Genomic DNA, 26765 nt, shown 5'->3' with positions numbered 1-26765 from the left:
GCCATGACACCCACGACATCCTTGCAAGATCTGCCGCTCGCTCTCATCGCTATGGACGCTGCGGTTGCCTCCCCAGCATTCGCAGCCGATAGGGTCGCGTCCACCGGCTTGCGCCACGCGTTGGTGGAAATCGTGGCCCGGCTCGGCGCCGCGACGATGCTGAGTCTGTTCGCCTACGCCGCGATCATGCGGTGGTGCGCGGCGCCGTCGCGGATCACGTTGCTCCTGCTGGTGCTGGCCGCGTGCGTGACGGTCGGTTTGTCGCTGTTCTCACGTGCGCCGATGAAACGCGACTGGCGGCCGCTCGCGTTCATCTTTTCGATGGGCGGCACGTATTACTTTCTGGCCGTACGCCTTTCGCCCGGCGCGCAACTTGTGCCGGAGACAGTGGGTGCGTCGTTGCAGTTGCTGGGCATTTTCTGGCAACTGTTCGCGAAGGGGTCGCTCTCCCGCTCGTTCGGCATCTTGCCGGCCAATCGCGGTGTTGTATCGCGCGGCGCATATCGCTTTGTGCGACATCCGATGTATCTCGGTTACTTCATCGCCGACATCGGCTTTCTGCTGGTGAACTTCGGTCTGCAGAACCTGCTCGTGTATGGCTGCCAGTTTGCACTGCAGGTGGGCCGAATCGTGCGGGAAGAACAGCTTCTATCGGCGGACGAAGGGTATCGGACGTACAAGGGGCGCGTACGTTATCGCGTGATCCCAGGCGTGTTCTAGGCAACGCTCGCGCTGCGCACCGCTTTACCGCCCGCCAGGCAGACGATCATGGTGGCCACCACGAGCACGCATAGCGCCACACGTAAGCCGAGCAAACCCGCGCCGAGTCCGATCAACGGCGGACCGACCAGGAAACCGGCATAACCCGCCGTGGCCGCCATCGAAACACCGACAGCCGGTGTAACGGTCGAGCGGCCCGCCGCGCTGAAAATCACCGGGACGATATTCGCGAGGCCGACGCCGACCATCGCGAAACCCACGCAAGCCGTGAGCACGCTGGGCAGGCTCAGCACCAGCGCGAGTCCGGCCGCCGCGAGAAGGCCGCCGAAGCCGATCACCTTGCTCGAACCGAAGCGCCGTACGGACACATCGCCGACGATGCGGCACGCCGCCATCGAGAACGCGAACGCGGAATAGCCGACCGCCGCGACGCTGGCCGCTGCACTCAAGGTGGCGCGCAAATACACCGCGCTCCAGTCGGCCACGGCGCCTTCCACCATCATGCAAAGGAACGCGAGCAGGGCAAGTTTCATCACCTTGGCGTTGGGCAACGCAAGGCCACTGGAGGACGCGGCCGCGCGCGGACCGAGATCGCGCAACGCAAGCAGCGCGGCGGCGACCATGAGGATGGCGATGAACACGTCTGGCAACACAAGACCGCTGATTACGCCGACGCCGCCTTTCTGGATCATGGCGCCCGTCGCCGCGCCGAGCAGGCCGCCCGCACTCCACGCCGCGTGAAACGAGGACATGATTGGCGACTTCCACTGTGTTTCGATCGTGCTGGCGTGCCCGTTCATCGATACGTCGAGCGCGCCGTTCGCCGCGCCGAGGGCGAGGAGCATGATAAACAGTGTGGCCAGGTTCGGTGCAAACGCGGGTAGCGGCAGCGCCACGACAAACGCCGCGCCGAGCAGCGCCGTGGCCCGGCCACTGCCGAAGCGCGGCGCCAACTGTCCCGCCAGCGGCATGGCTACGATCGCGCCCAGCGCAAAGGCGAACAAAGCGATGCCCAGCGAGGTGTCGCTCAGCGACAGGCTTTCCTTGATGCGCGGCACCTCGACCGCCCAGGCGCCGATCCCGAATCCGTTGGCGAGAAACACACCGAGGGTGGCCACACGCTCCTTGAGCGGCCTCGTGGCCGGCAGCACGAACGGCTTGGCGAGTGTTTTCATGAGCGCGCCACCATCACGTTATCGCAGACCGCTTCGAGCAGGGCACGCCGCTCGGCCGTCACATCTGGTTCGACGAACAGATAGTCCACGGCGGATGCCGGTGCAACGGAAAACGGCGCGGTGGTCATCAGCTTTTCCGACGTCATGGCAATCGCCACCTGGCTGCTTGCTTTTACCATCGCCCGTTTGAGTTCGGCCTCTTCGACGTCGAACGCGGCGAGTCCTTCATCTGGATCGAACGCGCAGGCGCCCAGGAAGCAAAGATCGGCCTTGATCTGCTGGATCTGCAGCAAGGCGGTGGCGCCGGCGGAGCCGGCCGCGCTCTGGGCGATGCGCCCGCCGATCAGAATGATGTCGAAGCCCGGCCGGTTGAGAAGGCGTGCACACACCTCCGGCGAGTTCGTTACGACGGTGAGATCCGCATTGTCCGGGAGCGCCGCAGCGATGGCGACATTGGTCGACCCGGTGTCCAGCAACACGATCTGCTTCGGCCGGACGATGGACGCTGCGGCGGCGGCAAGATGAGCCTTGCGGTCCACCGCTTCGCTCATGCGGAGCTCCGCACTTTTGCCGGAAGGCGAGATCAGCAGGGCGCCGCCGTAAACGCGCTTGCAATAGCCCTGTTCGGCGAGCTCGCGCAGGTGACGGCGGACCGTGTGTTCGGAGGTCTGGAATTCAGCCGCGAGTTCGGACGCCAGGACGCGGCCCTGCGCCCGCAGCCGTTCCAGAATCAGCCGCTCCCGTTCTTCGGGCAGAAGCCCGTCCATTGCGTCCTGTCGCGTTCGTTGCATGACGTTACCTTGCCTGATTGCAAATCGATCATAATCGAGCAAAATATATCGTAAACGAGCGATCACTGCAAATGACCGGCTGACGGGGCATCCGAACGATTTTCACGGCCCTTCGGTCGTCATCCGGACCATCACGGGGCCATCGTGCCCGCGCTTTTTACCGTGCAAGCCGCGGTGACTTTTTCGCCGTCGCCGAACGAGAACGTCAGCGGGATCGTCGTGCCGATCTTGAGGGGCTGTTTCGGATGCTCCAGCATCACGTGATAGTTGCCCGGTGCGAAGGCGAGCGAGCCGTGCGCGGGCACGGCCACCTGATCGACCATTGCCATCGACGACGTGCTGCCCTGGCTTTGCGTCTGATGCAGCATGGCCATGCCGAACGCATCGGAGCCGACAGCGACGAGATTGACCGGTTGGTCGCCCGTGTTGCTGACCTTGAAATAGCCGCCCGATGGCAGATCGCCCGGCAACGCACGGATCCAGCAGTCCGATACGTGCGCGGTTGCCGCGGCGCCCGCGAACGCCTGCATGGATGAACCGCACAGCAACGCGGCGAGTAGAAGTTTGCGGGGTATCTTCATGATGTGCTCCTTGGTTTTGACTGCGGGAATGAGGCTTTAAGCAGGTTGCCGCGTGGTGCGGCCAAGAATCGTGCGGTCGGCGAGCCATACCGCGAGTAGCGTCGCGCCCATCAATGGGAAGACGATGCCGAGCAGAACGAGGCCGGTTTTCCAGCCACGCATCGGCGGTGCGGCACGTTCGCGCGATGGTGCGCCGAGCGAGCGCTGCGGCCGCCGCTTCCACCACATCACGAAGCCGGTCACGGCCATCCCCGCGAGCCCAAGCGAAATCAAGGCGCAGAGAATCTGATTGGCGAGGCCGAAATAGCGGCCCATATGCAACGATGTGCCGTACGACACAGCCTTGGATATCGCGCCGTAGTCGCCGTAACGGATGTCTTTCAGTACCGCGCCGCTGTATTGGTCGATGTACAGCGTACGTTCGTCTTTCGGATCGGCCGGGAAGTACGAGACGGTGTAGACCCCCGTAGCGGAGGTGGGCAACACGATGTCGTAGCCGCGCGGGACACCGAGCGATGCGACCAAAGCGACAATGCGTCCAAGCGGTAGCGTGTGGGCCGCGAGGGCATCAGCGGATTGCGGCACCGGCGCGTTGCCGACGGCCCATGGCGTGAGCGGCAACGGCAGGTCGTCCATTACCATGCCCGGCATCGAGTCCATGTTCGCCTGGTGCGCGTCGTGCTCGTCGTGTTCATTGGGTGATGCATGCGCCAACTGCGTTTTCGCAGGCGTCGCCGCAGTGCCCGCCTGCGCATCGGTGTGCACGCCTGGCAGTACGGAGCGCAATGGCAAGCCACCCCAGGATCCCGGCGGCGCGCCGAGATTGGCGGCGGTCGCGAGCGCCTTGAACTGCTTACCCCATGAACCTGTCCAGGGCAGACCGCTCAGCACGAATACGAGCGCGCCGAGCGCGAGCCAGATACCCATCACGGCGTGAAGGCTCTTCCAGAACGGGCGTCCCTGTAGCGAGAAACGGGGCACCAGCGCCGCGCGTGCAGTAGTTTTTTCGCGCGGCCACCAGAGCGCGACGCCGGTGCCGATCATCACCAGCGTCCAGCATGCGGCCAGCTCCATCAGCAATTCGCCTGGCTTGCCGAGCAGCAGCTTGCGGTGAAGCATGCGGTCCACCTGCATGAAGCGGCGCTCGACGCTCAGCGTGCCCAATACTTCGCCGCTGTACGGGTTCAGATAGACGCTCTGTTTTTCGCCGTCGGCGAGACGAAAAATGAACTCGGTACTGCGGTCCGGTGCGCGCGTGATGGGCGCGGTCACCGCACGCGCATTGGCCGGCATGGCCGTACGGGCTTTGGCAAGCAATGCATCTTCGGTCAGCCTGGGTGCAGCTTGCGGTTCGACGATCAGACGGTGCGGGTAAAGCAGCGGCTCGATTTGCGGCTGGAAGCAATACAGCGTGCCGGTGATCGCAAGCACGACCAGGAACGGCATCACAAAGAGACCCGCATAAAAATGCCAGCGCCAGAGCGTGCGGTAGCCGGCGCTCGCCGTGCTTGCCGCCGAGGTCGTGCGTTGAGCGGTGGTGGTGGACATGGAATCCTCCTGAAACAGATAGTGGGTCGATCGGTTTGCGCAGCGATGCACGCGCTGGTTTGCCGCTCGCGAGTGCATCGAGTGCATCGACTACAAGGCGAGTGAAAATGGCGCGTGCCAATCGCGTGTTCGCGTTCACATGCGCAGCTTCGCTTCGACGTAAAACGTGCGGCCCGGATAGGGGTGATAGACGAAGTAACGCGCGTCGAACAGGTTGTCCACGCCGATCCCGACTTCACTCAGCTTTGTCGGCTTGAACGTGAATTTCGCATCCGCAACCGTGTACGAACTGGTGCCGCCGAATACATTGGGATTCGTGTCGGTGTTGGTGAGCGTGTTGTATTCGCGGCCGGAATAACGCGCGGCCAGTGTGAGCGCCGAGCGTTCGTCGATGTGATACGTCGCGGCGAGATTGGCGCGCCACAACGGAATCCGATAGAAGTACTTGCCGACGGTCGCCGGGTTCTGTGCATTCGCGATGATCTTCGACTGCGTGTACGCCACGCTCGCCAGCAGATCGAGGCCCCGTATCAACACATCCTGTCCGGAGTAGCTGGTTTCGACGCCACGTGAGCGCACCTTGCCGATGTTCTGGAAGTTCGTCACATTCGGAATCACGGTCGTATCGGTCTGACTGAAGATCGTGTTCTTCACGTCGTCCTGAAACAGCGAGAAGCGGAACACGCCATTCCAGTGCGCCCATTCGGCGGTCAGCTCTTTCGAGAGATCGTCTTCGGGTTTCAGATTCGGATTGTTGTTGATGATCGACGAGCCGTTGATTTGCCCCTGGAACATCTCACCCACCGTCGGAAAGCGATAAGCGCGGCCAATGGAAGCGCGCAAGATCAGATCGTCGGTGACATCGAACGACAACGAGGCTTTCGGCGAGAAGTGATGCTGATTTGCGTCGCCGTACGGAATGGCTTTGCCGGGCAACGCTTGCGAGCCGCCGTAGGCCTGCCAGTCTTCATACCGTACGCCATAGACCAATTTCCAGCGGGGCAAGAAGTGCCATGCATCCTGCGCATACAGCGCCTGAGTCTGCGTTTTGCCGGCGAACGCATTGGCAAATGACGTGGCCGTTCCGTCCCGCCAGTTCAGCGTGTTGTAGCTCTCGTTATCGAGGAAGTAGTTGTCGTAGTGATAGCCGAAGCTCAGCGCGTGGTTCGTCCACCCCGCTTGCGGCGTGACGGGCGTGTAGGTGGTGCGCAGATCGAGCGTTTTCCAGCCGGTGCCGTCGCCGAAGATCACCGTGCCAGGGCCGTTGCCCGGCGCCCCTGAATTCGCGGTGCGCGCCACGCTATTGCCGATGTCGTAATACGAAGCGATCGCTTCGCCGTTCCAGCCGGTGGCGTTGCGGGTCTTCAGCGTGACGCCGTACAGCCAGTTCTCGCTGTGGCCGAGACTCGGGGCGAGCGCGGCCGCCGGAATCGTGTATTCGTAGCCGTCTATCGCGACCTTGCCGCTGTATACAGGGTTGCCGTTCGCGTCGCGCAGAAAACTCGATGTCGTGCTGTTATAGGTCTGGTGCCAGTAGCCGAGCGTAAAGGCGGCCTGCAGTGTCGGCGTGAAGTCGTACTGCATCTTCAGCTTGAACTGGTCCTGCACCGTATGTTCGATCCCTTCGCCGTTCACGCCGAGTACCGCGGTCGGCGTATTGGTCTGGTTGTTGTAGAAATACGCGCCGGTCACTGGCGTGTCGCCGGCTTTCGCGGGCGTGCTGGACTTGGCGAGCGTGGCGAATTGCAGCGGCTGGCTCGTGTTCTCCAGGTGATTCACGCCCAGCAAATAGGAGAATTTCCCGATCCGGTCGCCGATCGACGCGCTCGCTTCGCTGCCGTTGAAATTCTGATTCACACCGAACAGGCTGAAATGCTGGGTGAAGGCTTTGACGTCGGCGTCGGTTTCGAACTTCTTCGGCATGCGAGTGCTGATGAGCACCGTGGCGCCTAATGAATTGCCCGGATAGAGCGCGGAAAACGGCCCATAGATCACGTCGACCTGCTGGATCTCGTCGGGAAACACCATCGACCAGCGCGGCGGAAACGAATAACTATTGCCAAGCAGATTGCTGAGCAGCAGACCGTCCGCATAGACGAGGCCGCGCGCGCTCTGCGTGTTGCTCGTGCCGCGTACGGCGATGATCGAATTCAGATCGCCGATAAATCGCTTGCGCACGGCGAGGTTCGGCATGTACTTCAACACGTCTTCGGTGTTGACGATGTTCCAGTTGTCGAACTGTTCACGCGTTACGGTTTCAACGGAGGCCGGCAGGTTAGGGTCGACCGCGCGCGGGGTGGCGACGGCATTCGCGGTGACACTGACAGCGGGCAGCGTGGCGTCGGCGGGCGCGTTATCCGCGTAAGCCGGGGATGAGATGAATGCTGGCGCGAACGCCGGAACTAACACAGGCAGACAAACCGGAAAATACGACAGCGGCCGCCGACCGGATGGAATGCGCCTGGCGCTGCGGCGGGCGCAAAAGGGCAGCCTTCGCAGAGGGAAGTTGAACATGAACATTTCCTTGATGCATTGAACAGGCGATCGCGCGCCCCCTCAGCAGGTGCGACGAGATGCGCGATCAGGAACAACAGCGATCAGGAAACGGCAGGTGGGTCTCTTGGGCGTCCGGATGGGAACGCGCCGAGCGGCGTGAAGCGGGTGGAGAGGGCGGCCGGCGCGGTGCCGGTCAGCGCGAGCGCGGCCGACGGTTCGACGGCCGCGACGCTCGGCATGGCGACGTGATGTTCGAGCAGGTGGCAGTAACCGCATGCGCCGAAGGCGTCGTCGTGGCTTAGATGGACGGGCGCCGGGCTGGCGGGCGTGGACTGGCTCGCGAGGCTCTGATTAACCGGCTGTAGCGCCGAACAGAGCGCGGCGAAGGGCTCGTGCGCGCGGTTCGACACCAGCATCTGACTCACGACCGGCGCGAACACGACGAGCCACATGGCGATCAGGCCAAGCCATGCGGTCATGCGGTTGCGGGAGCGTAGAGTCATGATGGTCAAGGTAAAGACGCGGGCGATTCTAGCACTGCCGCGCGGTCTTTTCTCGTGTGATTCCGTTTATTGCATTGGACATAGCGGTGGATTAGACGCCCGAAACCCGCTCATTTCCGGGCGTTACCGCCTGTCCGTTTCCCTTAAGCTGCGTGGTACATGTTCGGCTTTCCATGCCGGCGTTCCGGCATGCCCGTGTCAATGCGCGGATACACGGCACGCCGGACAGGGCGTGAAACATGCGATTGACCCGGCCTGAACGCCGCCGACTCCAGCTATGACGACTCATGACACCCACGCAGACGCGCGCATCCTCGATAACCGACATTAATCAGCAAGCGGCGTCGCTCTGCTCGGCTGGGCAATTCGCCGAGGCCTGGTTGCTGGTGAAGCCGCTCCTCGAACCGCGCGCCGATGTATCGGAAGACGCGCGGGCGGATGCGTTGAACATCGCGGGGGCCTGTTCGTATGCGCTGGGCAAGTTGTCGGACGCGGAAACCTATTGGCGCCAATGCCTGCGCGCCAAACCCGGCTACGCTGAGGTGTACAGCAGTCTCGGCATGCTGCTCAAATCGCTCGGGCAACTGTCGGCGGCCAAAGCGGTCTACCGGCAACTGGTCGCGCTGCGGCCCGATCAGGCCGACGCGCACAATAATCTCGGCATCGTGCTCTACGGGATGGGATACAGGGACGAGGCGGAGGCGGCCTATCATCAGGCGGTCGCGATCCGTCCCGACTATGCCCAGGCGCACTACAACCGGGCCATCGTGTTGCACGAACTGCGCCGCCTGCACGAAGCAGAGGTGTCCTATCGCCAGGCGCTGATCGGGCTGCCCGAGCACGCCGAGGCGCACAACAATCTGGGCAACGTGCTCATGGAACTCGGGCGCGTTGCCGAGGCCGACGCCGCTTACCGGCAGGCGCTGACCATCAAGCCTCAGTATCCCGAGGCGCTCAATAACCTCGGCAGTGTGCTGAAGGCCGCGCATCGTCTGCCTGAAGCAGAACTGGCATGCCGGCTCGCGCTGGCCATTCGTCCGGATTACGCGGAGGCGCACCTCAACCTCGGCGCGGTGCTGGCGGACCTCAAGCGTTTGCCCGAGGCCGAAATGGCCTACCGGGACGCAATCTCGCATCGACCGGACTATGCGGAGGCGCATTACAACCTCGGGCTCGCGCTGTTCAATATGGAGCGTCTGCCGGAGGCCGAAGCGGCCTACCGGGAGGCGATTCGCTGCCGGCCCGACATCGTCCACGCGCACAACAACCTGGGTTGCGTGCTTCGTCTGCTCGACCGTTTGCCCGAAGCTATCGAGGCCTTCGCACAGGCGCTCGCGCTTCGTCCCGATCTGGCCGAGACGCACTACAACGTCGGGACTGCGCTGGCGCAACTCAGGCGGCTGCCCGAAGCCGAAGCCGCTTACCTTCGAGCGCTCGCACTACGTCCCGATTACGGCGACGCCAGATTCGGTCTGGCCGTGATGGTGCTCGGCATGGGCCGCTTTGAAGAGGGCTGGCGCTTGTACGAGTGCCGCTACGACCAGCCGGGTTTTGTGCATCACAAGACGCGCGCGATGTTGAGCTGTCCGCAGTGGCAAGGCGGCACGCTTGCCGGCAAGTCCCTGCTGGTCTGGCAGGAAGACGGGCTCGGCGATATGGTTCAGTTCAGCCGCTATTTCGCCTTGCTCAAGGCACAAGGGGCCACGCATATCGCTTTTGCGTGCGTGCCTGCTCTGCACCGTTTGATGGCCTCGGTGGACGGTGTCGACGCCGTGCTCGATCACGACACGGCAATGGTCCGCGTAGCCGCGTCCACCTACGACTGCTGGACGAGTCTGTTGAGCGCGCCGCTGCATTTGCGTACGACTGTCGAGACGATTCCGCGCGCGGTTCGACTCACGGTCGAGCCGTCACTCGGCGAAAAGTGGCAGCCGATGCTCAAGACCATGCCGCCCGGCCGCAAAATCGGGCTGGTCTGGAAGGGCAATGCGAAACATCATAACGACGCGAACCGGTCGATACCCACGCTCGCCACGCTCGCGCCGCTCTGGAGCGTGCCGGGCCTGAGCTTCGTGAGTCTGCAAAAAGGTCAGGGCGAGGATGAGGCGCAAAACCCGCCCGCCGGTCAGCCGCTGCTCGAGCTCGGCTCGGCGGTGAACGATTTCGCGGACAGCGCCGCGATCATCGAGCAGCTCGATCTGGTGATTTGCGTGGATACGTCCACGGCGCATCTGGCCGCGTCGCTAGGCAAACCGTGCTGGGTGATGTTGCCGGAGAACGATATCGACTGGCGCTGGATGCACGAGCGCAGCGATTCGCCCTGGTATCCGCACACGCTGCGGCTGTTTCGCCGGGCGACGGGTGAAGGCTGGTCCGTGAGCGTCGAGCGAGTGCGGCAGGCGTGTATGGAGCGATTCTCCGCCGACCATGCTGCCGAAATCTGCAGCGCTAGAAAATGATCTTGTAACCTTCGTGGCTGGCCACGAAGCCGAGTTTTTCATAGAAGCGGTGTGCGTCCGGACGACCCTTGTCGGTGGTGAGTTGCACGATTGCGCAGTCGCGTGATTGGCACGCCGCAATCGCCCATTCGAACATGTGCTGGCCGATACCCGTGCTGCGATATGCCGTGGCGATCCGAACGGCTTCGATCTGCCCGCGCCATGCACCTCGGCGAGCGATGCCGGGAATGAACGACAGTTGCAGTGTGCCGATCACGGTCTCTGCGTCGACGGCAACAACGAGCTGCTGATTCGAGTCCGCTTCGATGGCCTTGAACGCGGCAACATATCGTTCGTCCGGCGGGTTGCTGATCGTCTCGCGCTGGCTGCCGAGCTTATCGTCCGCTAGCAGGCCGATGATGGCGGGAAGATCGGCGAATGCCGCGGTCCGGAAAGTAATGTGTTCCATGGTGGAGTTGTGGGTCATGCCGCGATGAAGGAAGCAAAAGTATAGCGCCGTGCCCTAAGTCGAACAGGGTTCGGGTCGAACACTGATGTCTTCGGATTCCTCATTTAATCCGCTGTACACGCTTGCGGCCCGCTTGCGCTGAGGAGTGGAACTGACTCTCGGTCACCTCGATCGCGTGGCCGAGAAACTGCAGGAACATGCTCATTGCGACGGTCGTGGTCAGGTCCGAGCGTTGATAGAGGCAACTGAACGACTTCGCACCTGCATCGGCGAGCGGAGTCCACGCGAGCTTCTGCAGCGTCACGTCCTCCGCCACATTCTCCGCAATCAGGAAGCCGATACCGACATCGTCCGCCACGAGCCGGCGCACCATCGAAACCGAACTGGTCTCCACCAGCGGACGTGCCTTGCGCTGTTCCCGGTGGTCGATCTGATCCACCATTGCCCTCAGTTCCGTATCCGGTGTCATGAGGATGAGTGGGTAGTCGAGACAGTCCCGCAGCCGGGGCCGCTTGCCGAGTTTCGTCAGCGGATGTCCGGGCGCCGTGACGAGACCGAGATGCTGCGAGAAGGCGCGCACTTCCACCACGCCGGGCGGCGGCTTGCGGCGCAGTCCATAGCCGATGTCGGCTTCGCCGGTCTCCACCCACTTGAGGATGCTCTCGCCGTTGCCCGAGCGCACGCTATAAGTCACCCCCGGATAGCTTTTCATGGCCGCCTGAATAGCTTCGGGCACCAGCTGCTCGGCGGACGAAGGCGACACCGCCAGGTTGATATGCCCGCGACGCAGCGAGCGCAGATCTTCCACCTGAGTCATCGCGTTATCGAAATCGCGTTGCCCGCGCCGCACTGCAGCAATGATGATTTCGCCGGCCGTGGTGAGTTGCATGCCGCGCGGCAAACGGTCGAAAAGCGGCGAACCGACCTGCTCTTCCAGGTTGAGGATTTGCTGGTGCACCGCAGCCGCGGTGAGGTGCAGCGATTCGGCCGCTTTGCGGATCGAACCGCGTCTGACCACCTCGTCGAAACAACGGAATGTCTGCGATATTGGACGCATAAATCGAGCGTATGGTTTTTCCATACGGGCCGTTAAGAATAATCAGGTTTTATTGACAGGTCGGATAGCCTAGATTTCGCTTCATCATCTTAACGGAGCGAACCGTGACCACGACAGTCGATCAAATTACCCAGCGGCGCCGCGGCGTTGGTCTCATCGCTTACGATCCGAAGGCGTCGGCCGGCGGCTACACACTCATTGCTCCGCAAACGGCGGGCGGCCATGTCTATCTCGTCGACATGGGCGGCGCCGTGGTTCACGAGTGGAAAATGCCCGTGCGGGCCGGACGCCACGCGGTGATTCTTCCCAACGGCAATCTCGGCTACAACGGCAACCACGCTAAGTCGGAAAACCGTTACGCGCCGTGGTCGATGTGGCATGGCGGCGATTTCTCCGAAGTCACGCCCGCGGGCGAGGTGGTCTGGCATTACGAAGATCCGGCGCATCACCATGACGCGCAGTGGCTCGCCAACGGCAATCTGCTTTACGCCGCGTGCGCGCTGGTGCCGGCAGGATTTGCCGACCGCGTGCCGGGCGGTACGGCGCACGGCCCCGACGAAGTCATGTATGCCGACGTGATCCGCGAAGTGAATCGCGCCGGCGAGCTGGTGTGGGAATGGAAGGCGTGGGAACACCTTAACCCCAAGGACTTTCCGATCGCGTCCGGTTTCGGCCGGTATCACTGGCCGCTCGTGAACGGGCTTGGCGTGAATGCGAAAGGTGAGGTGCTGATGAGCTTGCGCACCACGTCGGGCATTATCGCTGTCGATCGCAAGACGGGCGGCGTCACGATGCACATTCCGCCAAGCGTGGTGTCGCACCAGCACGCGCCCGTCGCACTCGCCAACGGCAACATTCTCACGTTCGACAACGGCAATTTCCGCACCGGTGCGCACGTGGTTTTCTCGCGTGTGCTGGAGATCGATCCGTCGAACAACGAGGTGGTGTGGTCGTACGCCGACGACATGGTGAATGCGTTCTACAGCGCTTTCATGGGCAACGCACAGCGACTCGCCAACGGCAACACGCACATCACCGAGTCCGCGACGGGCCGCCTCTTCGAAGTGACGCCTGCGGGAGAAGTGGTGTGGGAGTACGTGATCCCCTGGTTCGGCGAATACCCGGACGAAGCGGCGCGCAAAACCGGCCCCGGCCAGTTGAACAGCGTCTTCCAGACCTTCCGCTACAGCCGCGAGCAATTGCCGTGGCTGCGCGCCTGAACGCCGCGTTTTCGAACCCTCGGGGGTAACGTGAATCCAGACCCAGCCACACATAGTGTCGATGCACGCTTGCCCGCGTGGCAACTCGTGCTGTTCGGCTTGCAGCATGTCCTGTCGATGGCGGCGTCGCCCGTTACCGCGGTTTTTCTGGTGTCGAGGATGTTGTCGCTTTCGTCAGACATGACCGTGCATCTGATTGGTGCGACCTTCTTTGCCTGTGGCGCAGGCACGCTGTTGCAATCGCTCGGGGTGGGGCCGATCGGTTCACGGCTGCCTTTCGTCATGGTGCCGGGCGGCGCGCCCGCCATGCTTTTCGCCGTCATTGCCACGCAGACGGATCTGCGCACCGCCGCGGGCGCGACGATCCTCACCAGCCTGTTCTACTGGCTCGTACTGCCGGTATTCGCGCGCTGTCTGCGGTTTTTCCCGCGTGTGGTGGTGGGAACGATGCTATTGCTGGTGTCGGTGAGTCTCATCAAGATCTATGCGGGCATCATCGTCGGCCAGCCGGGAACGCCGGGCTTTGCGCAGCCGCAGTCGCTTGGCCTCGCGCTACTCACGATCGTGGCCACCCTGGCCGTGGCGCGACTGTTCACGGGCACGGCGGGGCGCCTTGCCGTGCTGATCGGCCTCGCGATCGGCACGGGCGCAGGCTGGGCAATCGGGCTGATGCCGGCCGGCGGCATGTGGAGCGGCCCGCTCTTCACACTGCCGACGCTGCTGCCCTTCGGTATGCCGCGCTTCGACCTGCTTGCCGCGCTACCGATGCTGATCTTCAGCGTCATCTCGATGGCCGAAGCAACGGGGCAGACGGTTGCTGTCGGCGAGATCACCGGCAGGAAGATCGACATGCGCCGCGATGTGCCAAGGACCATTCGCGGCGATGCAGTGGCGTCGTTGCTCGGCTCGCTGCTGGGCACCTCGCTCATCATCACGAGCGCGGAGAATATCGGCGTCGTGCAGACCACCGGTGTGCGCTCGCGCTATGTGACCGCAACGGCCGGTGCGATGCTGATGGTCATCGCGCTGTTTGCACCGCTGGGCCGCTTCGCTTACGCGATCCCCGCACCGGTGGTGGGCGGCACAGCGCTGATCGTCTTCGCGATGATCGGCGTGATGGGTGTCAATCTGCTCGGCAAGGTCGATCTGCATGCACGCGGCAATCAGTACACGCTCGCCGCCGCGCTTGTTGTCGGGCTGATACCGGTTCTGGTTCCGAACGTGTACGCATCGTTCCCCGGCTATTCGCAGATCGTATTGGGCAACGGCATGGCGGCGGGGACGCTCACCGCCATCGTCGTCAATCTGTTTTTCGGCACTTGGCGCCTCAGGTCCGCGGAGAAGATCCAGACAACCTGATGTCCGGCTTTTATTGCATCTGATCGCGCTTCACCGGGCTTGAACCAACGCCCCTCCGCCGTCCTTCCTCGAACGCTTCAACCCATACGCCATGAAAACCAATTTCGCTTTCCGCGCGACGGTCGTCGCGTGCCTGGCTGCGCCCGTCGTTTCCACGACGGCCAACGCCCAGAGCAGTGTCACGTTGTATGGAAGTCTCGACGCGGGTGTCGGCTATGTGAGCAACCTGCATGGTGCTCACGCTTATATTGCGGAGCAGGGCACGCTGCAAGCCGACCGCTTCGGCTTCCAGGGTGTCGAAGATATTGGCGCAGGCAGATCGGTCGTGTTCCGGCTCGAGAGCGGCTTTGTCACGACGACCGGTGCGTCGGCCAGCACCAGTACCTTCTTTAATCGCCAGGCTTACGTCGGCATGTCCGATCCGATGTTCGGTACCGTGACGCTCGGCCGTCAGAGCGACTGGAATTTCGATTGGCTCGGCTCGGTATCGACGGGCCAACTGCTCGGGGACTTCTCCGCGTTTCATCCCGGCAATCTCGATGGTCTCGGCAGCACCTTGCCGGTGCAGTTGTCGAGCACGGTGAAATGGAAGAGTGTGAATTACAGTGGACTGAGTTTTGGCGCGCTCTACGGATTTCCTGGCGCATCGGCCAGCAACACCAATGGGCGGACCATCAGTTTCGGCGCTAACTACACGAACGGGCCGCTCAAGCTGGTGGCGGTGTACTCCGAATACCGCGACCGTTTGCTGCCGCTTGCCAATGGGCTCGGCCTGACTTCGTTCGAAGGGCAGGCGCTTGCGCCGGGCGCCAGCTTCAACGCGAAACAGGTACGCGACATGGGCATCGGCGGTTCGTATCGCTTTGAACGCGTGACGTTGCATGCGCTCGCAACGGATGTGCGGATTCAGTCGGACGGCGGCAGCGAGCACTTTCGCACCGTCGACGGCGGCGTAAACGTGCGTTTGACGCCTGCGGAGGAGATTGCGGCGGGCGCGTGGACCGCGACACTCGCCGGGCGTCGCTGGACGCAATTCACTGTGGCGAACGTGTATTCACTGTCGAAAGCGACGCAACTTTACGCGGACCTGATGTTCGAGACCGCGGGTGGCGGGGCAGTGGCGAACACGCTCGGGATCGGCGCGGCGTCAGGTGGAAGGCAGACGGTGTTTCTGAGCGGGATCCATCATTTGTTCTGAACTGGGCGACGGGCGACGTGATCGCAGTGCGCGTCGTACCGCGCTTTCCGGGCCTGAGGTGGAAGGCCCGTTGCTGGCCGCATGCCCAACCTGAGCGCCGCGGCCGGGCCGGTATTCAGGATTTCCTTACTCCATATTCCGGGCTTCCTGACTCTGCGGCGCATACTTCCGGTTCCGTAACGCGTGCAGAATAGTCAAAACCAGAACCATAGCGCTCGCGAGGATGATTGAACGACATTTGAAATGTGAACCTGAGCCATGAGCGATCCGAACACACCTGCCGGCGAAGGTCCGACGATCCTCATTGCGGATGACACGCCGGCGAACTTCGGGGTGGTCGTCGACAGCCTGATGGCGCGCGGCTTTCGGGTACTCGTTGCGCTCGACGGCGAGGAGGCGCTTGCGCGTGCGCTGTTTTCGCAGCCGGACCTGATCCTGCTCGACGTGAAGATGCCCGGTATCGACGGCTTCGAGACCTGCAGGCGGCTCAAGGCAGATGAGCGCACGCGTGATATCGCTGTGATTTTCATGACGTCGTTGACGGGCAGCGAAGACATGATCGAAGGTTTTTCGGCCGGCGGCGTCGATTACGTGACCAAGCCAGTTCGTGTCAATGAAATGATGGCCCGGATCGAGACCCACCTGGCCTTGCGCGTGATGCATCGGCAACTTGTCGCGCAGAACCAGCAGCTTCTGACCGAGGTGTCGGTACGCCAGCAGGCCGAGGCCGCCTTGTCGCGTGTGCGCGATGAACTCGAACAGCGCGTCGATAAGCGCACGAGACAACTGGCGGAGTCGAATGCCAGACTCTCCGCTCAGGTCGATGAGCGCCGCCGGGCCGAAGCAAAACTGCAGTCGAGCGAAGCGCGCTTTCGCACCATTGTCGAGACGAGTCCCATACCGTTATGCATTACGTCGATGCCCGAAGGAAATATCCTGTACGCGAACGAACCGCTGCGGGATCTGTTCGGTCTCGATGCACGCACGGGCATGCTGACCAACATCGTCGAATTCTATGTGGATCCCGGCGACCGTGACCGGCTGGTGTCTCATCTGTGCAAGGAGGGGAGCTTCAACAACAGCGAAGTCCATATGCGGCGAGCGGACGGCACTGAGTTCTGGGCCATGGCGACCGCGCGCGTGGCGACCTTCGGCGACGGCCCCGCGATCTACGTTGGTCTGAACGACATCACGGCGCGCAAGCGCATTGAGCAGGAGCTGTTCGAGTCGCGCAATCAATTGCGCGAATTGTCCGCGTATATGGAGGCGATTCGCGAGGAGGAACGCAAGCGCATCGCGATGGAAGTTCACGACGAACTGGGGCAACTGTTGACGGCTCTGAGGATGGACGTTTCGCTGCTGAAGATGCGTCTGGGCGCAGACCCCGACGCGATGCGCAAGGCGGACGACATGCGCGAACTCGTCGAGAAAACGATCTGGATGGTCCGCAATGTCGCGAACCATTTGCGGCCGGTGGCGCTGAACTTCGGGATCGTTTCGGCGCTGGAGTGGCTGGTCGAGGACTTCGTGCGGCGCAACAGCATTCCGTGCCAGTTGCACATCAATGGCGGCGAGCCGGTGTTGCCGGATGCCTACGCCACCGCCGTTTTCCGCATTGTTCAGGCTTCGCTGACCAACGTTGGGCGTCATGCGAATGCGGCGCGGGTCGACGTAACGCTGACCAGCACCACGGCGACGCTCGACCTCCATGTGAGCGACGACGGTTGCGGTTTTGATCCGGCAACCGCGCGCGCAGGTTATTCGTACGGGCTGCTTGGCATGCAGGAGCGCGCCCGCCTGATTGGTGGAGCAATGACGATCGATAGTGCGCAGGGCATGGGTACGGCCATTTCCATTCACATTCCGCTCGCAGGCGACAACCATCATGATTAACGTCCTGATCGCCGATGACCACGCGATCGTGCGCGGCGGTCTGAAACAGATCATCGCGACGACGAGCGACATCGTCGTCGCCGCCGAGGCCGCACAGGGTTCAGAAGTGCTCGAGCGGCTGCGCACGGAACAATTCGATCTTGTGTTGCTGGACATGACGATGCCCGGGATCAGCGGGGTCGATCTGATCCGGCGCCTGCGTGCCGAACAGCCGCGCCTGCCCGTGCTGGTGTTAAGCATCCACAACGAGGCGCAGGTCGTTTCGCGCGCGCTGCGAGCCGGCGCGACGGGCTATGTGACAAAGGACAGCGACCCCGACATTCTTCTCGCCGCGATCCGCAAGCTGGCTGGCGGCGGGCGGTTCATCGATCCGAAGCTGGTCGATGCCATGGTCTTCGAGACGCATTCCGGCGACGCACCGCCCCACGAAGTTCTGTCCGACCGTGAATTCCAGGTGTTGCGAATGCTGGCGGCCGGTAACAGCCTCAACGACGTCGCAGAATCGTGTTCGCTCAGCGCCAAGACCGTCAGCACCCATAAGATGCGTCTCATGCAGAAACTCGGCTTCAGCAATAACGCCGAGCTGATCCGATACGCGATCAGGCACGGTCTGGTGACGCAATGACGCTGCCGTTAAGGAAATCCTGAGGGTTGAACCAGTGTTTCCTGAATCAACAATCCGCCGCTACCGACTAAATAATCTTTGTCGCTACCTCACGATCATCTGATGGGAACCATGAGCACAGGGGGCACCCCGGAATGACCGCAGACAACACGGGTGGACTGTCGAGGCACGAGACAGAATTGCGCACGTGGATGAGCGGGTGGTACGACCACGCGGTCTCGCTCGGCTTCATTCGGCCGCCCTTCATACTCGATGACGCGACCGCAGTGAGGCTGGAAGGCTATTTCAACGTAGGACTGACACCTGCGGACGCTGTCAGCGCGATCTTCGGCGTGGCGCATTGAGCGATCAGTGGCCCCGATGTCGCGTGCTATGCTTGAATCGACAATGGATCGCCACGAAGCGGACCTGCATTCGTGTCGACGGCAAGGCAAGTGCCGTTCAGAATGCCGCACCGGTCGGCACAGGGCTGAGCCGGGCACGACCTCGATCGCTGATCATGGACTACCGTCATCTGCAACAGCGCAAGAGCCTGCATGGTCGCATTGTGCGGGAACTTGGCATGGATATCGTGAGCGGCAAGGTACAGCCGGGTCAGCGCTTGCCCGCCGAGACTGTCCTGTGTGAACGCTATGGCGTGAGTCGTTCGGTACTGCGCGAGGCCACCCGCGTGCTCGTGGCGAAAGGGCTGGTGGTGTCGAAACCGCGTGTCGGCAGTGTCGTGAAGCCTCGCGCCGAGTGGCACATGCTTGACCCGGATGTTCTGTACTGGACGATCAACAGCGTTCCGGAAGGCGATTTTTTCGGTTCGCTTCTGACCGTGCGCCGCGTGATCGAACCCGCGGCGGCCGCACTCGCCGCCACCGCAGCGACAAGCGACGATCTTGCGCGCATTGCGTCGGCTTATGACCAGATGGAGCATGCGGAAACCGCAAGCGCGCTACTGGATCCCGATCTCGAGTTTCACCGCGCAATCATGGCGGCCACCCATAACGACCTGCTGGCCTATATTGGCAATATGCTGTCTCTCGCTCTGTCGGAATCGATCAAGCTAACGAGTCGTCATCCCGACACGCATGCGCTTTCGCTGCCGCGTCACAAGGCGATTCTCACCGCGATCCAGAGCCGCGACCCGCTCGGCGCGCGACAGGCAAGCCTGGTTCAGCTCGACCATGCGCGCGCGGACGCCGAGAGCGTACTGGAAACCGTGACCCAGTATCCGGCGTAAGCCTTGTCCGAACGCGGCGGCTGAGTCTGCGCCGCTCAATGCGAATGGCGCGGTACGTCCGCTCCCCGGCAGCCCACCAGAAAATCGAAGTCACATCCCTGATCGGCCTGCAATACGTGCTCAACGTAAAGGTGCCGATAGCCGCTCGCGTCGGCAGGGTCGTTTTGCCGGCGGCTTCCAGCACGCCGCGTTTCACGTATTCTGCGAGCTTTCGAAAGTGCGCATTACACGGCGCCAATTCGGACCACGCGTCGCAAATCCCAATAATTGGTTTGCCGTGAAACCTCTCCTCCGTGAAGCTACTTTGATAGTAATACTATTAAAGCGACGCATCGTATGGATCGTGTCGATACCCAAGGGATGGTGTTCGCTGAATCAGGCCCATACCAGCATTACATTACGCCGCACTGCCGACTTTGATTACAGAAAGCTTTGCTGCACCGATGGAATTAATTAGTCCGACTAGTTAAGGGTATACATCGATTAGTAGGTAAAAGTGCCGTGATATAGCATTTTCTGCAGGGTCGTCATGTGTACGCGCGTGCACGCGGGTTTCGTGAAGGTGTGAAACCCGGCTCCGGTGCTTTTCCGGCCTGCGCCGTCATGCACAGTGAAGTGTTAATCAACTGAGAGACGGAGAGTGAGATGGCGCACGAGCAGGAAGACAAGGATGAAGTGCAGGGCATGCGCCGCGGTTTGCTGCAGGGCGCTGGCCTGAGCGCAGCGCTGGCGCTATTGGGCGGTGTGATCACGCCGGCGCAGGCGGCAGAAGCGGGTTCGTTTCCGGGGCACAAGCGTTGGAAGATCGTATTCGTCAACCATGTCACAACGAATCCATTCTTCGTTCCTACGCAATACGGCATTCAGGACGCGACCGCTTTGCTGGGGATGGACTATCAATGGACCGGTTCGGCCAATGCCGACATCGCCGAAATGGTGAATGCGGTGAACGCTGCGATTGCCGGGAAAGCGGACGCAATCGCTGTCCCGATTGTCGACCCCAAGGCGTTCGACAAACCGATCCAGGCCGCGCTCGACGCCGGTATTCCCGTGTTCGCCTATAACGCCGACGCGCCATCGGGTTCGACCAACCCGCGCCTCGCCTATATCGGCCAGGATCTGTACCTGTCCGGCTATCAGATGGGCGAGCGTATCGTGAGTCTCATCGATAGCGGCCTCGTCGCGCTCTTTATCGCTACGCCTGGCCAGCTCAACATACAGCCCCGGCTTGACGGTGCGGCGGCTGCAATCAAGAAGTCGGGCAAGAAGATCGATGTGCAAACCATCGCGACCGGCGCGACCGTCAACGAAGAGCTATCGAAGATCAAATCGTTCTTTCTCGGCCACCAGGATCTCAAGGGCATGTTCGCGGTCGACGCGGGTAGTACCCAGGGCGTGGCAGAGGTGATGAAGGAGTCCAATCTGCCTTCCAAAGGTGTTCATGGCGGCGGCTTCGATCTGCTGCCACGCACGGTCGATCTGATCCACGAAGGTTTCCTCGACTTCACGATCGACCAGCAGCCTTATGTTCAGGGCTTTTATACCGTGCTCGAAGCGTTCATCTTTCTCGCCTCCGGTGGGCTCGTTGGACCGGCCAATATCAACACGGGCCTGAAGTTCGTCACCAAGGGCACGGTCGATCCCTATCTGAGCACGTCGACGCGCTATGAAGGCAAGAGCACGAAAGCCCAGATCGTGCCACGCACGGGGGCGATCAAAGGGTGACGTCTCCCGTGACGCAGACCGAAAAACCCGCTAGACACCCGAGGCGCTGGTCAGGCGCGCTCGGGCGTTCCAGTGAGATGCGCATCTTTGCGGTTGCGCTGATCCTCAGCATCTACTTCGAGACAGTCAACCACGACTTCCTGCTGACCAGCGCGAGCCTGCAGAATCTCTCGCAGTTCATCGCGCCGGTGGCGATCATTGCGTTTGGCGAGATCATGCTGATGATTGTTGGCGAGATCGATCTTTCCGCCGGGATGGTCTTCGCGTTTGCGCCTTTCATCATGTATTTTGCGATCGAGGCAGGCTTACCGCCGTGGCTTGCGATGTTCGCCGGCGTTATCGCAGCGGGTCTGGTCGGGCTGATCAATGGCGCGGTCACGGTGTACCTGCGCATCCCATCCTTTGTGACCACGCTGGGTACGTTGTTCTTCGTCAATGGCCTCACGCTGACGATCTCTCGGGGTACCCCGGTTTCGCCGCCGGAGGATTCAGTTTTTTCGGCGTTCATGGGAGGGTGGGGCTACAGCGAGATCATCTGGACGCTCGCTATCGCCGCCGTCATGCATGTGCTGCTTCGTCACACCCGCTGGGGACTGCATACGATCGCGTCAGGAGCGAACCAGCTTGGCGCGAGCGAAGCAGGCATACAGGTCAGACGCCTGAAACTCGGCAACTTCATCATTGCCGCTTTGCTTGCCGGTTTTACCGGGATTCTCGAAGGTTTCCGTATAACGTCGATTGATCCGCAAGCGGGCGGCAACCAGATCATGTTTCTTGCGGTTGCCGCAGCCGTGATCGGCGGCACGCCCCTCGCCGGTGGATCGGGCACGATCATTGGTGGGCTGATCGGTGCGGCGGTGCTGGGCATTCTCAACGACGGCTTCACGCTGATCGGCATCAACGCCTTCACCTTCAACATGATTCTCGGCGCAGCCATTCTCGGCGCCATGATCTTCAACATCCACGTGGTTCGTCTCGCGCGCAAGGGAGAATTGTGATGTCAGAGGCGGTGGAGGCGCTGCGCGGCGAAGATATTGTCAAGCGTTTCGGCGCGGTCACCGCGCTTGATGGCGTGTCGCTCACGCTAAAACAGGGCGAGATTCTCGGTGTTCTTGGCGACAATGGCGCCGGCAAGTCGACACTGATCAAGATTCTGACGGGGTTTCATCAGCAGACAAGCGGCAAGCTTTTTGTAGGCGGCGAAGAAACGATGCTTCGTTCGGTGGATCACGCGCGTTCACTCGGCATTGAATGTGTCTACCAGGATCTCGCGCTTGCCAATTCGCTGAGTATTTATCACAACATGTTCCTGAACCGGGAGATCATCCGCCGAGGGCCGTTCCGACTCCTGAACAACCGCGCAATGCGTAATCGCGCCGCGGAGTGTCTTGAAGAAATCGGCGTACATGTCCCTTCAGTGGACCTGCCGGTCGAGCAGCTTTCCGGTGGTCAGCGGCAGGCTATTGCGGTCGCTCGCGCGGTCAATTCGAATGCACGAATACTCCTGCTCGACGAACCGCTCGCCGCAATGGGTGCCCGTGAGGCCGGACTGATCATCGACCTGATCCTGCGGCTCAAGGAGAAAGGCGGCCTGTCTATCGTGATGATCATGCACAACTACGCGCAGACGCTCGACATCGCGGATCGTGTGATGCTGATGCAGCGTGGGCGTGTGACTTACCAGAAAGAGGCAGCCAATACCTCGGTCGAGGAGCTGATGGATATCGTGCGACGCGAATATCGGGCAATGCGGACAGGCGCGCACTGACATTCGCCCGTTACCTCTGCGAGCATTCGGGTCAGGCGTGACCCACCCGCGTTGTTCTCACGCTGCGCCGGCGATCAGATGCAACGCCGGAAGCGACAGGTTCAGGCTTTCCTTCGATATGTGGGTATGTTCTTTCATCAACGCCTCCACGCGCGCGCCTTCTCCCTTTTTCAAGGCGTCGGTGATCGCATGATGCTGACGATGAGCGTAGGTGAGCATCATGAACTGGCGTTCCCGCGCGGACTCGTCGAAGGCGATCGTGGAGGGCGAGACGAAGGGGATTTTGTCGTTCAGGCTCAGCGCGGCGCTGACAGCCGTGTTCTGGGCCGCGTCGATGATCAGCGTGTGAAAACGCCCATTCATCTCCGCGTAGCGCACGTCGTCGTCTTTCTTCAGGTGACCTTTGTTGAAGATATCGTCGCCTTCGCGCAGGCAGTCGTCGAGAGAAGCCGCCAGCGCCAGGCCCACACCGCTTTCGGCCACTGAGCGGGCGGCGAGTCCTTCGAGTACGCCGCGCACGTCGATGGCGTTGAGCACGTCCCTCACGCTGAAGCGCCGCACCACATAGCCGCGACCCCCTGAGCGGTCGAGCAACCCCTCCGACGACAGGACGCTGAGCGCATACCGCAGCGGCGTGCGCGACACGCCGAGCCATTGCGCGAGCTGCGCTTCCACAAGGCGTTGCCCAGGCGAAAGCTCGCCCGCAAGGATCTTTTCGCGCAGCGTTTGGACAATTGCGTGCTGGGTGGTCTCGTTCATGGGTCTCTACTCATTCGATGCCATCAAGTATAGCGATACGCCAGACGTCTCACCACGCCTGACAAGCGGCTTGCGATTTTGTTTCATTGCCATCTGTTTTGTTTATGGCGGACAGGCAATTGCAAGAGCAGGCCAAACAGGTGCATGCCCGGCTTACCCCTTACTCAAGGCTATTACATCAGAGGTAATTGGCGAGCCGCTCCCTCACGCCTAATCTTCGGTCATCGCGCCACTCATCCCGAGCGGCGCTCACGATCGAGGACACACCATGCCCCCGTTTCACATCCATACGATTGAATCCGCACCCGAACAGTCCAGGCCGGTGCTTCGGCAACTCCAGCAAAACTTCGGCCTTATCCCCAACATTGCGGGAGCCATGGCTGAATCGCCGGTACTGATCGGCGGCTTCATCGGCATTTTCCAGAAAGTTCATACCGGTACATTTACGGAAGCGCAGATTCAGACGCTGTTGCTGACCAACGCCGTAACGAATGCCTGTTCATGGGCGGTTGCGTTTCACACCGCTCTCGCGCTGAAAGAGGGGCTTTCACCCGCCGATGTCAACGCCATTCGCGAAGGCCACGCGCCGGCCGATCGCAAGCATGCGGCGCTCTCGACCCTGACAAAAACGGCGATCGAGAAGCGTGGACACCTGGATGACAAGGACGTGAACCAGTTTCTCGAGGCCGGCTTCCGTCAGGACCAGGTGCTCGAGGTGCTCACGGTACTCGCCGCTTCGACGATTACGAACTACGCTGGCAACATTACGAGGCCTCCGGTGGAAGCGCCGTTCCAGGACTATGTCTGGAGCGCGTAGGTCTTGTCTGGAATAACCGCTCAGCAACAGGGAGTATGCTGACCTGCGCGGTTCGAACGACCGGTTGGCACCGGACATCGACGATGCTCCGGCGCCACCGGTCACCGAACCTTATCTGTATCAACCCGCGGATAACCGACCGATGAATCCTGCGAATCCCGAAAGGAAGGCACCGCCGAATGAACTCGGCGCATTGTTGCGTCACTGGCGAGACATGCGCGGCATCAGCCAGTTGGACCTGTCGTTCAACGCGGGGGTCTCGCAGCGGCACATCAGTTTTATCGAAAGCGGACGCAGCGTGCCGAGCCGGCAGATGCTGATGGATATTGCCCAGACGCTCGACATTCCTCTACGCGAACGCAACACGTTGCTGCTGGCAGCGGGCTATGCGCCGATGTATGCCGACAGCGCCTGGAACGCTCAGGAAATGCAGAGCGTCAGCAACGCGCTCGGGCGAATGTTGCGTCAACACGAGCCGTTTCCGGCGCTCGTCATGGACCGCTACTGGAACGTGCTGATGACCAACGAATCCGCGCCGCGCTTTTTCAATTGCTTCATCGATATGGCGGCGCGCACGGGGCCGCGCAACATGCTGCATCTGATTTTCGATCCGGACGGGATGCGCCCGTTCGTCGCCGATTGGCACGCGGTGTCGAATAGCCTGATCCAGCGTGTTTATCGGGAGTCGGTCGGCCGCGTGGTCGACGATCAGACGCATGAGTTGCTTGCCGCGCTGCGCGCTTATCCGGATGTGCAAACTGACTTGAAGTCTGCTCAGCGCACCTTGGGGGCTGGGTCCGCCTCGGCGGCGATGCCGGTGATCCCTATTGGCTTCGTCAAGGACGGCAAGGTCCTGAACTACTTTTCAATGATCGCCACCGTGGGCACGCCGCAAACTGTCGCTGCGCAGGAACTGCGCATCGAATGCATGTTTCCCGCCGACGACGAGACCGAAGCGCGTCATCTTGAGATGATCGACGCGGTCCAGCAACAGCACTGAGCGCCCGAGGCGAGCGAATCGCCGCGGGCGCTTTCCTGTCAGTCCACTAGCGGTCTGCGCAAGCGGTCAGACATGCCGGCGCGGCGTGCCGCACAACGGCGCCGGCCAACCGCCCCAGCGCCGCTCCGACTCATCAGAACCGGTGCCGCAAGCCGATGCTGACGATAGCCTGAGACTGCGCGTCCGACGAGTGGCCGTTGCCCTTGTCGCTGACCGACGCGGTCGCGGCGACCGGATTGCCGAGTGCATCCAGCGTGACGCCGGACGCGTGCTGATAGCCGCCCATCAGATAGACCGTGGAACGCTTGGACATGTTGTACTGCGCACCAAGCGTGACGTTGTGATACTGCGCGCGTTCATCCACACCTTCCACTTCGCCGCCGCGTGTGTAGCTATAACCCGCGAACAGTTGCACGGCTGGTCGGATGGTCCACTGCCCGAACACGCCTGCGACGTTGAATGTCGCATGCCCGTTGAACAACGAATCGGCGCCCGAGCGGTATTGCACGTTGCTATAGTTCACTCCGACAATGGCTGGGCCGAAATTGTATGTGGCGCCCGCGGCAATGATCTGCTGCGATTGCGCGCTCGCGTAGCCTTCATTGATCGACGAATTGAACAGGCCGTCGTCCGTGCCGTTCCATTTGCCGGCTGTCGCGTCTTTCGTCCCGCTCTTGCTGTTGTCCGAACGCTCGTAGCCGACGCCCACATGCAGCGGGCCGTTGCCGTATGCCGCGCCCACGCTCCATGTGTTCTGCTGTTTCAGGCTGCCCGGTTGACCGCCGAAGCCATACAGCGCACCGAACGTAAAGCCCGAGTAGTTCGCGCTCGTGTACTTGACCGCGTTATTGACGCGCGCGGTCTGATCGAGATCGTCGATGTCGCCAGGATGCGCGCCGTAGCCACCGACCATCGCGACCGGCGCAACGGGCGCGACGAAGTCGTTCAGCGACGTGTACTGACGGCCGAGCGTGACCGTGCCATATTGCTGGCTGCCGATACCGACGAAGGCCTGACGTCCGAATAGCCCGCCGTTCTGGCCGGTTTTGCCGTTTGTGATGTCGAAGCCGTCTTCAAGCTGGAACAGCGCGTTCCAGCCGCCGCCGAGCTGTTCCTGGCCCTTGATGCCAAAGCGGCTGCCGGAGAGGTTGCCGCTTGTCATCGCGACGTTCGAGTGTCCAGCGTAAGCGCCGGTGGAGCCGGTGCGCTCGTTGCTGCGATACGTGATACCGGCATCGACGATACCGTACAGCATGACGGAACTCTGCGCGGACGCAATGCCGGCGAAGGACAACAGCAGGGGTGCAGCAATCAAGTGCTTTTTCATCGTTTTATAGCTCGGTTGGATCGTCTATCTCAAGTCGCCTGAATGGCGATCTCTCTTTTTTCCGCGCG

At 61.7% G+C, this 26765-nt stretch carries 24 protein-coding genes and 1 pseudogene; 14 read left to right on the top strand and 11 right to left on the bottom strand.

The window, feature by feature from the left end; all coding sequences use genetic code 11:
- Positions 1 to 3: 3 nt before the first annotated feature.
- Positions 4 to 720: a methyltransferase family protein gene (locus PQR40_RS09720; RefSeq protein ID WP_408387688.1), complete on the top strand. Its 717-nt coding sequence runs from the start codon at positions 4 to 6 to the stop codon at positions 718 to 720.
- On the opposite strand, the gene PQR40_RS09715 is transcribed toward PQR40_RS09720, so the two are convergent.
- From PQR40_RS09715 to PQR40_RS09690, 6 genes are all read right to left on the bottom strand, one after another.
- On the bottom strand, positions 717 to 1895 hold the full coding sequence (locus PQR40_RS09715) for an MFS transporter (protein ID WP_408508884.1): 1179 nt from the start codon (positions 1893 to 1895) through the stop codon (positions 717 to 719). The genes PQR40_RS09720 and PQR40_RS09715 overlap by 4 nt on opposite strands.
- Positions 1892 to 2662, bottom strand: coding sequence for a DeoR/GlpR family DNA-binding transcription regulator (locus tag PQR40_RS09710; protein WP_408508883.1), 771 nt, complete (start codon positions 2660 to 2662; stop codon positions 1892 to 1894). The genes PQR40_RS09715 and PQR40_RS09710 overlap by 4 nt, the downstream gene beginning before the upstream one ends.
- Before the next feature lie 155 nt (positions 2663 to 2817).
- Entirely contained in the window at positions 2818 to 3267 is a 450-nt protein-coding gene (locus PQR40_RS09705; RefSeq protein WP_408508882.1) for a copper chaperone PCu(A)C, read from the bottom strand.
- Between the two features lie 36 nt (positions 3268 to 3303).
- Entirely contained in the window at positions 3304 to 4815 is a 1512-nt protein-coding gene (locus PQR40_RS09700; protein WP_408508881.1) for a PepSY-associated TM helix domain-containing protein, read from the bottom strand.
- Between the two features lie 135 nt (positions 4816 to 4950).
- Complete coding sequence (locus PQR40_RS09695; protein WP_408508880.1) at positions 4951 to 7329, bottom strand: TonB-dependent receptor; 2379 nt, start codon at positions 7327 to 7329, stop codon at positions 4951 to 4953.
- Positions 7330 to 7412: 83 nt separating this feature from the next.
- A complete protein-coding gene (locus PQR40_RS09690; RefSeq protein WP_408508879.1) occupies positions 7413 to 7814 on the bottom strand; it encodes a DUF2946 domain-containing protein in 402 nt (133 codons plus the stop codon).
- Between the two features lie 287 nt (positions 7815 to 8101).
- On the opposite strand from PQR40_RS09690, the gene PQR40_RS09685 reads away from it, so the two are divergent.
- Complete coding sequence (locus tag PQR40_RS09685; protein WP_408508878.1) at positions 8102 to 10273, top strand: tetratricopeptide repeat protein; 2172 nt, start codon at positions 8102 to 8104, stop codon at positions 10271 to 10273.
- Here the strand turns inward: PQR40_RS09685 and PQR40_RS09680 are convergent.
- Positions 10263 to 10721, bottom strand: coding sequence for a GNAT family N-acetyltransferase (locus PQR40_RS09680; RefSeq protein ID WP_408508877.1), 459 nt, complete (start codon positions 10719 to 10721; stop codon positions 10263 to 10265). The two genes, PQR40_RS09685 and PQR40_RS09680, sit on opposite strands and share 11 nt — an antisense overlap.
- A 100-nt stretch (positions 10722 to 10821) precedes the next feature.
- Entirely contained in the window at positions 10822 to 11778 is a 957-nt protein-coding gene (locus PQR40_RS09675; RefSeq protein WP_408229790.1) for a LysR family transcriptional regulator, read from the bottom strand.
- Positions 11779 to 11882: 104 nt separating this feature from the next.
- Here PQR40_RS09675 and PQR40_RS09670 point away from each other — a divergent pair, with 104 nt between their 5' ends.
- From PQR40_RS09670 to PQR40_RS09640, 7 genes are all read left to right on the top strand, one after another.
- A complete protein-coding gene (locus tag PQR40_RS09670; RefSeq protein WP_408387674.1) occupies positions 11883 to 12998 on the top strand; it encodes an aryl-sulfate sulfotransferase in 1116 nt (371 codons plus the stop codon).
- A 30-nt stretch (positions 12999 to 13028) separates the two neighbouring features.
- A complete protein-coding gene (locus tag PQR40_RS09665) occupies positions 13029 to 14357 on the top strand; it encodes a uracil-xanthine permease family protein (RefSeq protein ID WP_408508876.1) in 1329 nt (442 codons plus the stop codon).
- Between the two features lie 91 nt (positions 14358 to 14448).
- A complete protein-coding gene (locus PQR40_RS09660) occupies positions 14449 to 15555 on the top strand; it encodes a porin (protein WP_408508875.1) in 1107 nt (368 codons plus the stop codon).
- A 258-nt stretch (positions 15556 to 15813) separates the two neighbouring features.
- Complete coding sequence (locus PQR40_RS09655; protein ID WP_408229803.1) at positions 15814 to 17448, top strand: response regulator; 1635 nt, start codon at positions 15814 to 15816, stop codon at positions 17446 to 17448.
- Positions 17441 to 18073 (top strand): response regulator, encoded by a 633-nt coding sequence (locus PQR40_RS09650; protein ID WP_408335304.1) that lies wholly within the window; start codon positions 17441 to 17443, stop codon positions 18071 to 18073. The genes PQR40_RS09655 and PQR40_RS09650 overlap by 8 nt, the downstream gene beginning before the upstream one ends.
- 134 nt (positions 18074 to 18207) lie before the next feature.
- Entirely contained in the window at positions 18208 to 18417 is a 210-nt protein-coding gene (locus tag PQR40_RS09645; RefSeq protein WP_408508874.1) for a hypothetical protein, read from the top strand.
- A gap of 155 nt (positions 18418 to 18572) precedes the next feature.
- Positions 18573 to 19301, top strand: a complete 729-nt coding sequence (locus PQR40_RS09640) for a FadR/GntR family transcriptional regulator (protein ID WP_408508873.1) — start codon at positions 18573 to 18575, stop codon at positions 19299 to 19301.
- A gap of 166 nt (positions 19302 to 19467) precedes the next feature.
- Here PQR40_RS09640 and PQR40_RS09635 read toward each other — a convergent pair.
- A pseudogene (locus PQR40_RS09635) lies at positions 19468 to 19584 on the bottom strand (dihydroxy-acid dehydratase domain-containing protein); the annotation flags it as partial.
- A 362-nt stretch (positions 19585 to 19946) separates the two neighbouring features.
- On the opposite strand from PQR40_RS09635, the gene PQR40_RS09630 reads away from it, so the two are divergent.
- The 3 genes from PQR40_RS09630 (at position 19947) to PQR40_RS09620 (ending at position 22794) form a co-directional block, all read left to right on the top strand.
- Complete coding sequence (locus tag PQR40_RS09630) at positions 19947 to 21026, top strand: sugar ABC transporter substrate-binding protein (RefSeq protein WP_408229811.1); 1080 nt, start codon at positions 19947 to 19949, stop codon at positions 21024 to 21026.
- Between the two features lie 77 nt (positions 21027 to 21103).
- Positions 21104 to 22024 (top strand): ABC transporter permease, encoded by a 921-nt coding sequence (locus PQR40_RS09625; protein ID WP_408508872.1) that lies wholly within the window; start codon positions 21104 to 21106, stop codon positions 22022 to 22024.
- Positions 22024 to 22794: an ATP-binding cassette domain-containing protein gene (locus PQR40_RS09620; protein WP_408387668.1), complete on the top strand. Its 771-nt coding sequence runs from the start codon at positions 22024 to 22026 to the stop codon at positions 22792 to 22794. The genes PQR40_RS09625 and PQR40_RS09620 overlap by 1 nt, the downstream gene beginning before the upstream one ends.
- A gap of 57 nt (positions 22795 to 22851) precedes the next feature.
- On the opposite strand, the gene PQR40_RS09615 is transcribed toward PQR40_RS09620, so the two are convergent.
- The gene (locus tag PQR40_RS09615) at positions 22852 to 23553 is read right to left on the bottom strand and encodes a GntR family transcriptional regulator (RefSeq protein ID WP_408229820.1); all 702 of its coding nucleotides are present in this window, start codon (positions 23551 to 23553) and stop codon (positions 22852 to 22854) included.
- 268 nt (positions 23554 to 23821) lie between these two features.
- On the opposite strand from PQR40_RS09615, the gene PQR40_RS09610 reads away from it, so the two are divergent.
- Positions 23822 to 24370, top strand: a complete 549-nt coding sequence (locus tag PQR40_RS09610; protein ID WP_408508871.1) for a carboxymuconolactone decarboxylase family protein — start codon at positions 23822 to 23824, stop codon at positions 24368 to 24370.
- Positions 24371 to 24512: 142 nt separating this feature from the next.
- A complete protein-coding gene (locus PQR40_RS09605; RefSeq protein WP_408229826.1) occupies positions 24513 to 25370 on the top strand; it encodes a helix-turn-helix domain-containing protein in 858 nt (285 codons plus the stop codon).
- A gap of 133 nt (positions 25371 to 25503) precedes the next feature.
- Here the strand turns inward: PQR40_RS09605 and PQR40_RS09600 are convergent, their stop codons facing one another.
- Complete coding sequence (locus tag PQR40_RS09600; protein WP_408508870.1) at positions 25504 to 26697, bottom strand: porin; 1194 nt, start codon at positions 26695 to 26697, stop codon at positions 25504 to 25506.
- Positions 26698 to 26765: the final 68 nt, after the last annotated feature.

Source organism: Paraburkholderia sediminicola (genome assembly GCF_046026855.1).
Taxonomy (GTDB): Bacteria; Pseudomonadota; Gammaproteobacteria; order Burkholderiales; family Burkholderiaceae; genus Paraburkholderia; species Paraburkholderia sediminicola_A.
Note: the sequence above shows the minus strand (reverse complement) of the source record. Positions and strands in the feature narration are given on the sequence as shown.

Coding starts and splice junctions, on each gene's coding strand:
- PQR40_RS09615 (WP_408229820.1), bottom strand. CDS start 23,553: ATGAACGAGACCACCCAGCACGCAATTGTCCAAACGCTGCGCGAAAAG.
- PQR40_RS09655 (WP_408229803.1), top strand. CDS start 15,814: ATGAGCGATCCGAACACACCTGCCGGCGAAGGTCCGACGATCCTCATT.
- PQR40_RS09705 (WP_408508882.1), bottom strand. CDS start 3,267: ATGAAGATACCCCGCAAACTTCTACTCGCCGCGTTGCTGTGCGGTTCA.
- PQR40_RS09600 (WP_408508870.1), bottom strand. CDS start 26,697: ATGAAAAAGCACTTGATTGCTGCACCCCTGCTGTTGTCCTTCGCCGGC.
- PQR40_RS09605 (WP_408229826.1), top strand. CDS start 24,513: ATGAATCCTGCGAATCCCGAAAGGAAGGCACCGCCGAATGAACTCGGC.
- PQR40_RS09690 (WP_408508879.1), bottom strand. CDS start 7,814: ATGACTCTACGCTCCCGCAACCGCATGACCGCATGGCTTGGCCTGATC.
- PQR40_RS09645 (WP_408508874.1), top strand. CDS start 18,208: ATGACCGCAGACAACACGGGTGGACTGTCGAGGCACGAGACAGAATTG.
- PQR40_RS09685 (WP_408508878.1), top strand. CDS start 8,102: ATGACACCCACGCAGACGCGCGCATCCTCGATAACCGACATTAATCAG.
- PQR40_RS09660 (WP_408508875.1), top strand. CDS start 14,449: ATGAAAACCAATTTCGCTTTCCGCGCGACGGTCGTCGCGTGCCTGGCT.
- PQR40_RS09630 (WP_408229811.1), top strand. CDS start 19,947: ATGGCGCACGAGCAGGAAGACAAGGATGAAGTGCAGGGCATGCGCCGC.
- PQR40_RS09715 (WP_408508884.1), bottom strand. CDS start 1,895: ATGAAAACACTCGCCAAGCCGTTCGTGCTGCCGGCCACGAGGCCGCTC.
- PQR40_RS09610 (WP_408508871.1), top strand. CDS start 23,822: ATGCCCCCGTTTCACATCCATACGATTGAATCCGCACCCGAACAGTCC.
- PQR40_RS09620 (WP_408387668.1), top strand. CDS start 22,024: ATGTCAGAGGCGGTGGAGGCGCTGCGCGGCGAAGATATTGTCAAGCGT.
- PQR40_RS09700 (WP_408508881.1), bottom strand. CDS start 4,815: ATGTCCACCACCACCGCTCAACGCACGACCTCGGCGGCAAGCACGGCG.
- PQR40_RS09695 (WP_408508880.1), bottom strand. CDS start 7,329: ATGTTCAACTTCCCTCTGCGAAGGCTGCCCTTTTGCGCCCGCCGCAGC.
- PQR40_RS09710 (WP_408508883.1), bottom strand. CDS start 2,662: ATGGACGGGCTTCTGCCCGAAGAACGGGAGCGGCTGATTCTGGAACGG.
- PQR40_RS09720 (WP_408387688.1), top strand. CDS start 4: ATGACACCCACGACATCCTTGCAAGATCTGCCGCTCGCTCTCATCGCT.
- PQR40_RS09640 (WP_408508873.1), top strand. CDS start 18,573: ATGGACTACCGTCATCTGCAACAGCGCAAGAGCCTGCATGGTCGCATT.
- PQR40_RS09675 (WP_408229790.1), bottom strand. CDS start 11,778: ATGCGTCCAATATCGCAGACATTCCGTTGTTTCGACGAGGTGGTCAGA.
- PQR40_RS09650 (WP_408335304.1), top strand. CDS start 17,441: ATGATTAACGTCCTGATCGCCGATGACCACGCGATCGTGCGCGGCGGT.
- PQR40_RS09680 (WP_408508877.1), bottom strand. CDS start 10,721: ATGGAACACATTACTTTCCGGACCGCGGCATTCGCCGATCTTCCCGCC.
- PQR40_RS09625 (WP_408508872.1), top strand. CDS start 21,104: ATGCGCATCTTTGCGGTTGCGCTGATCCTCAGCATCTACTTCGAGACA.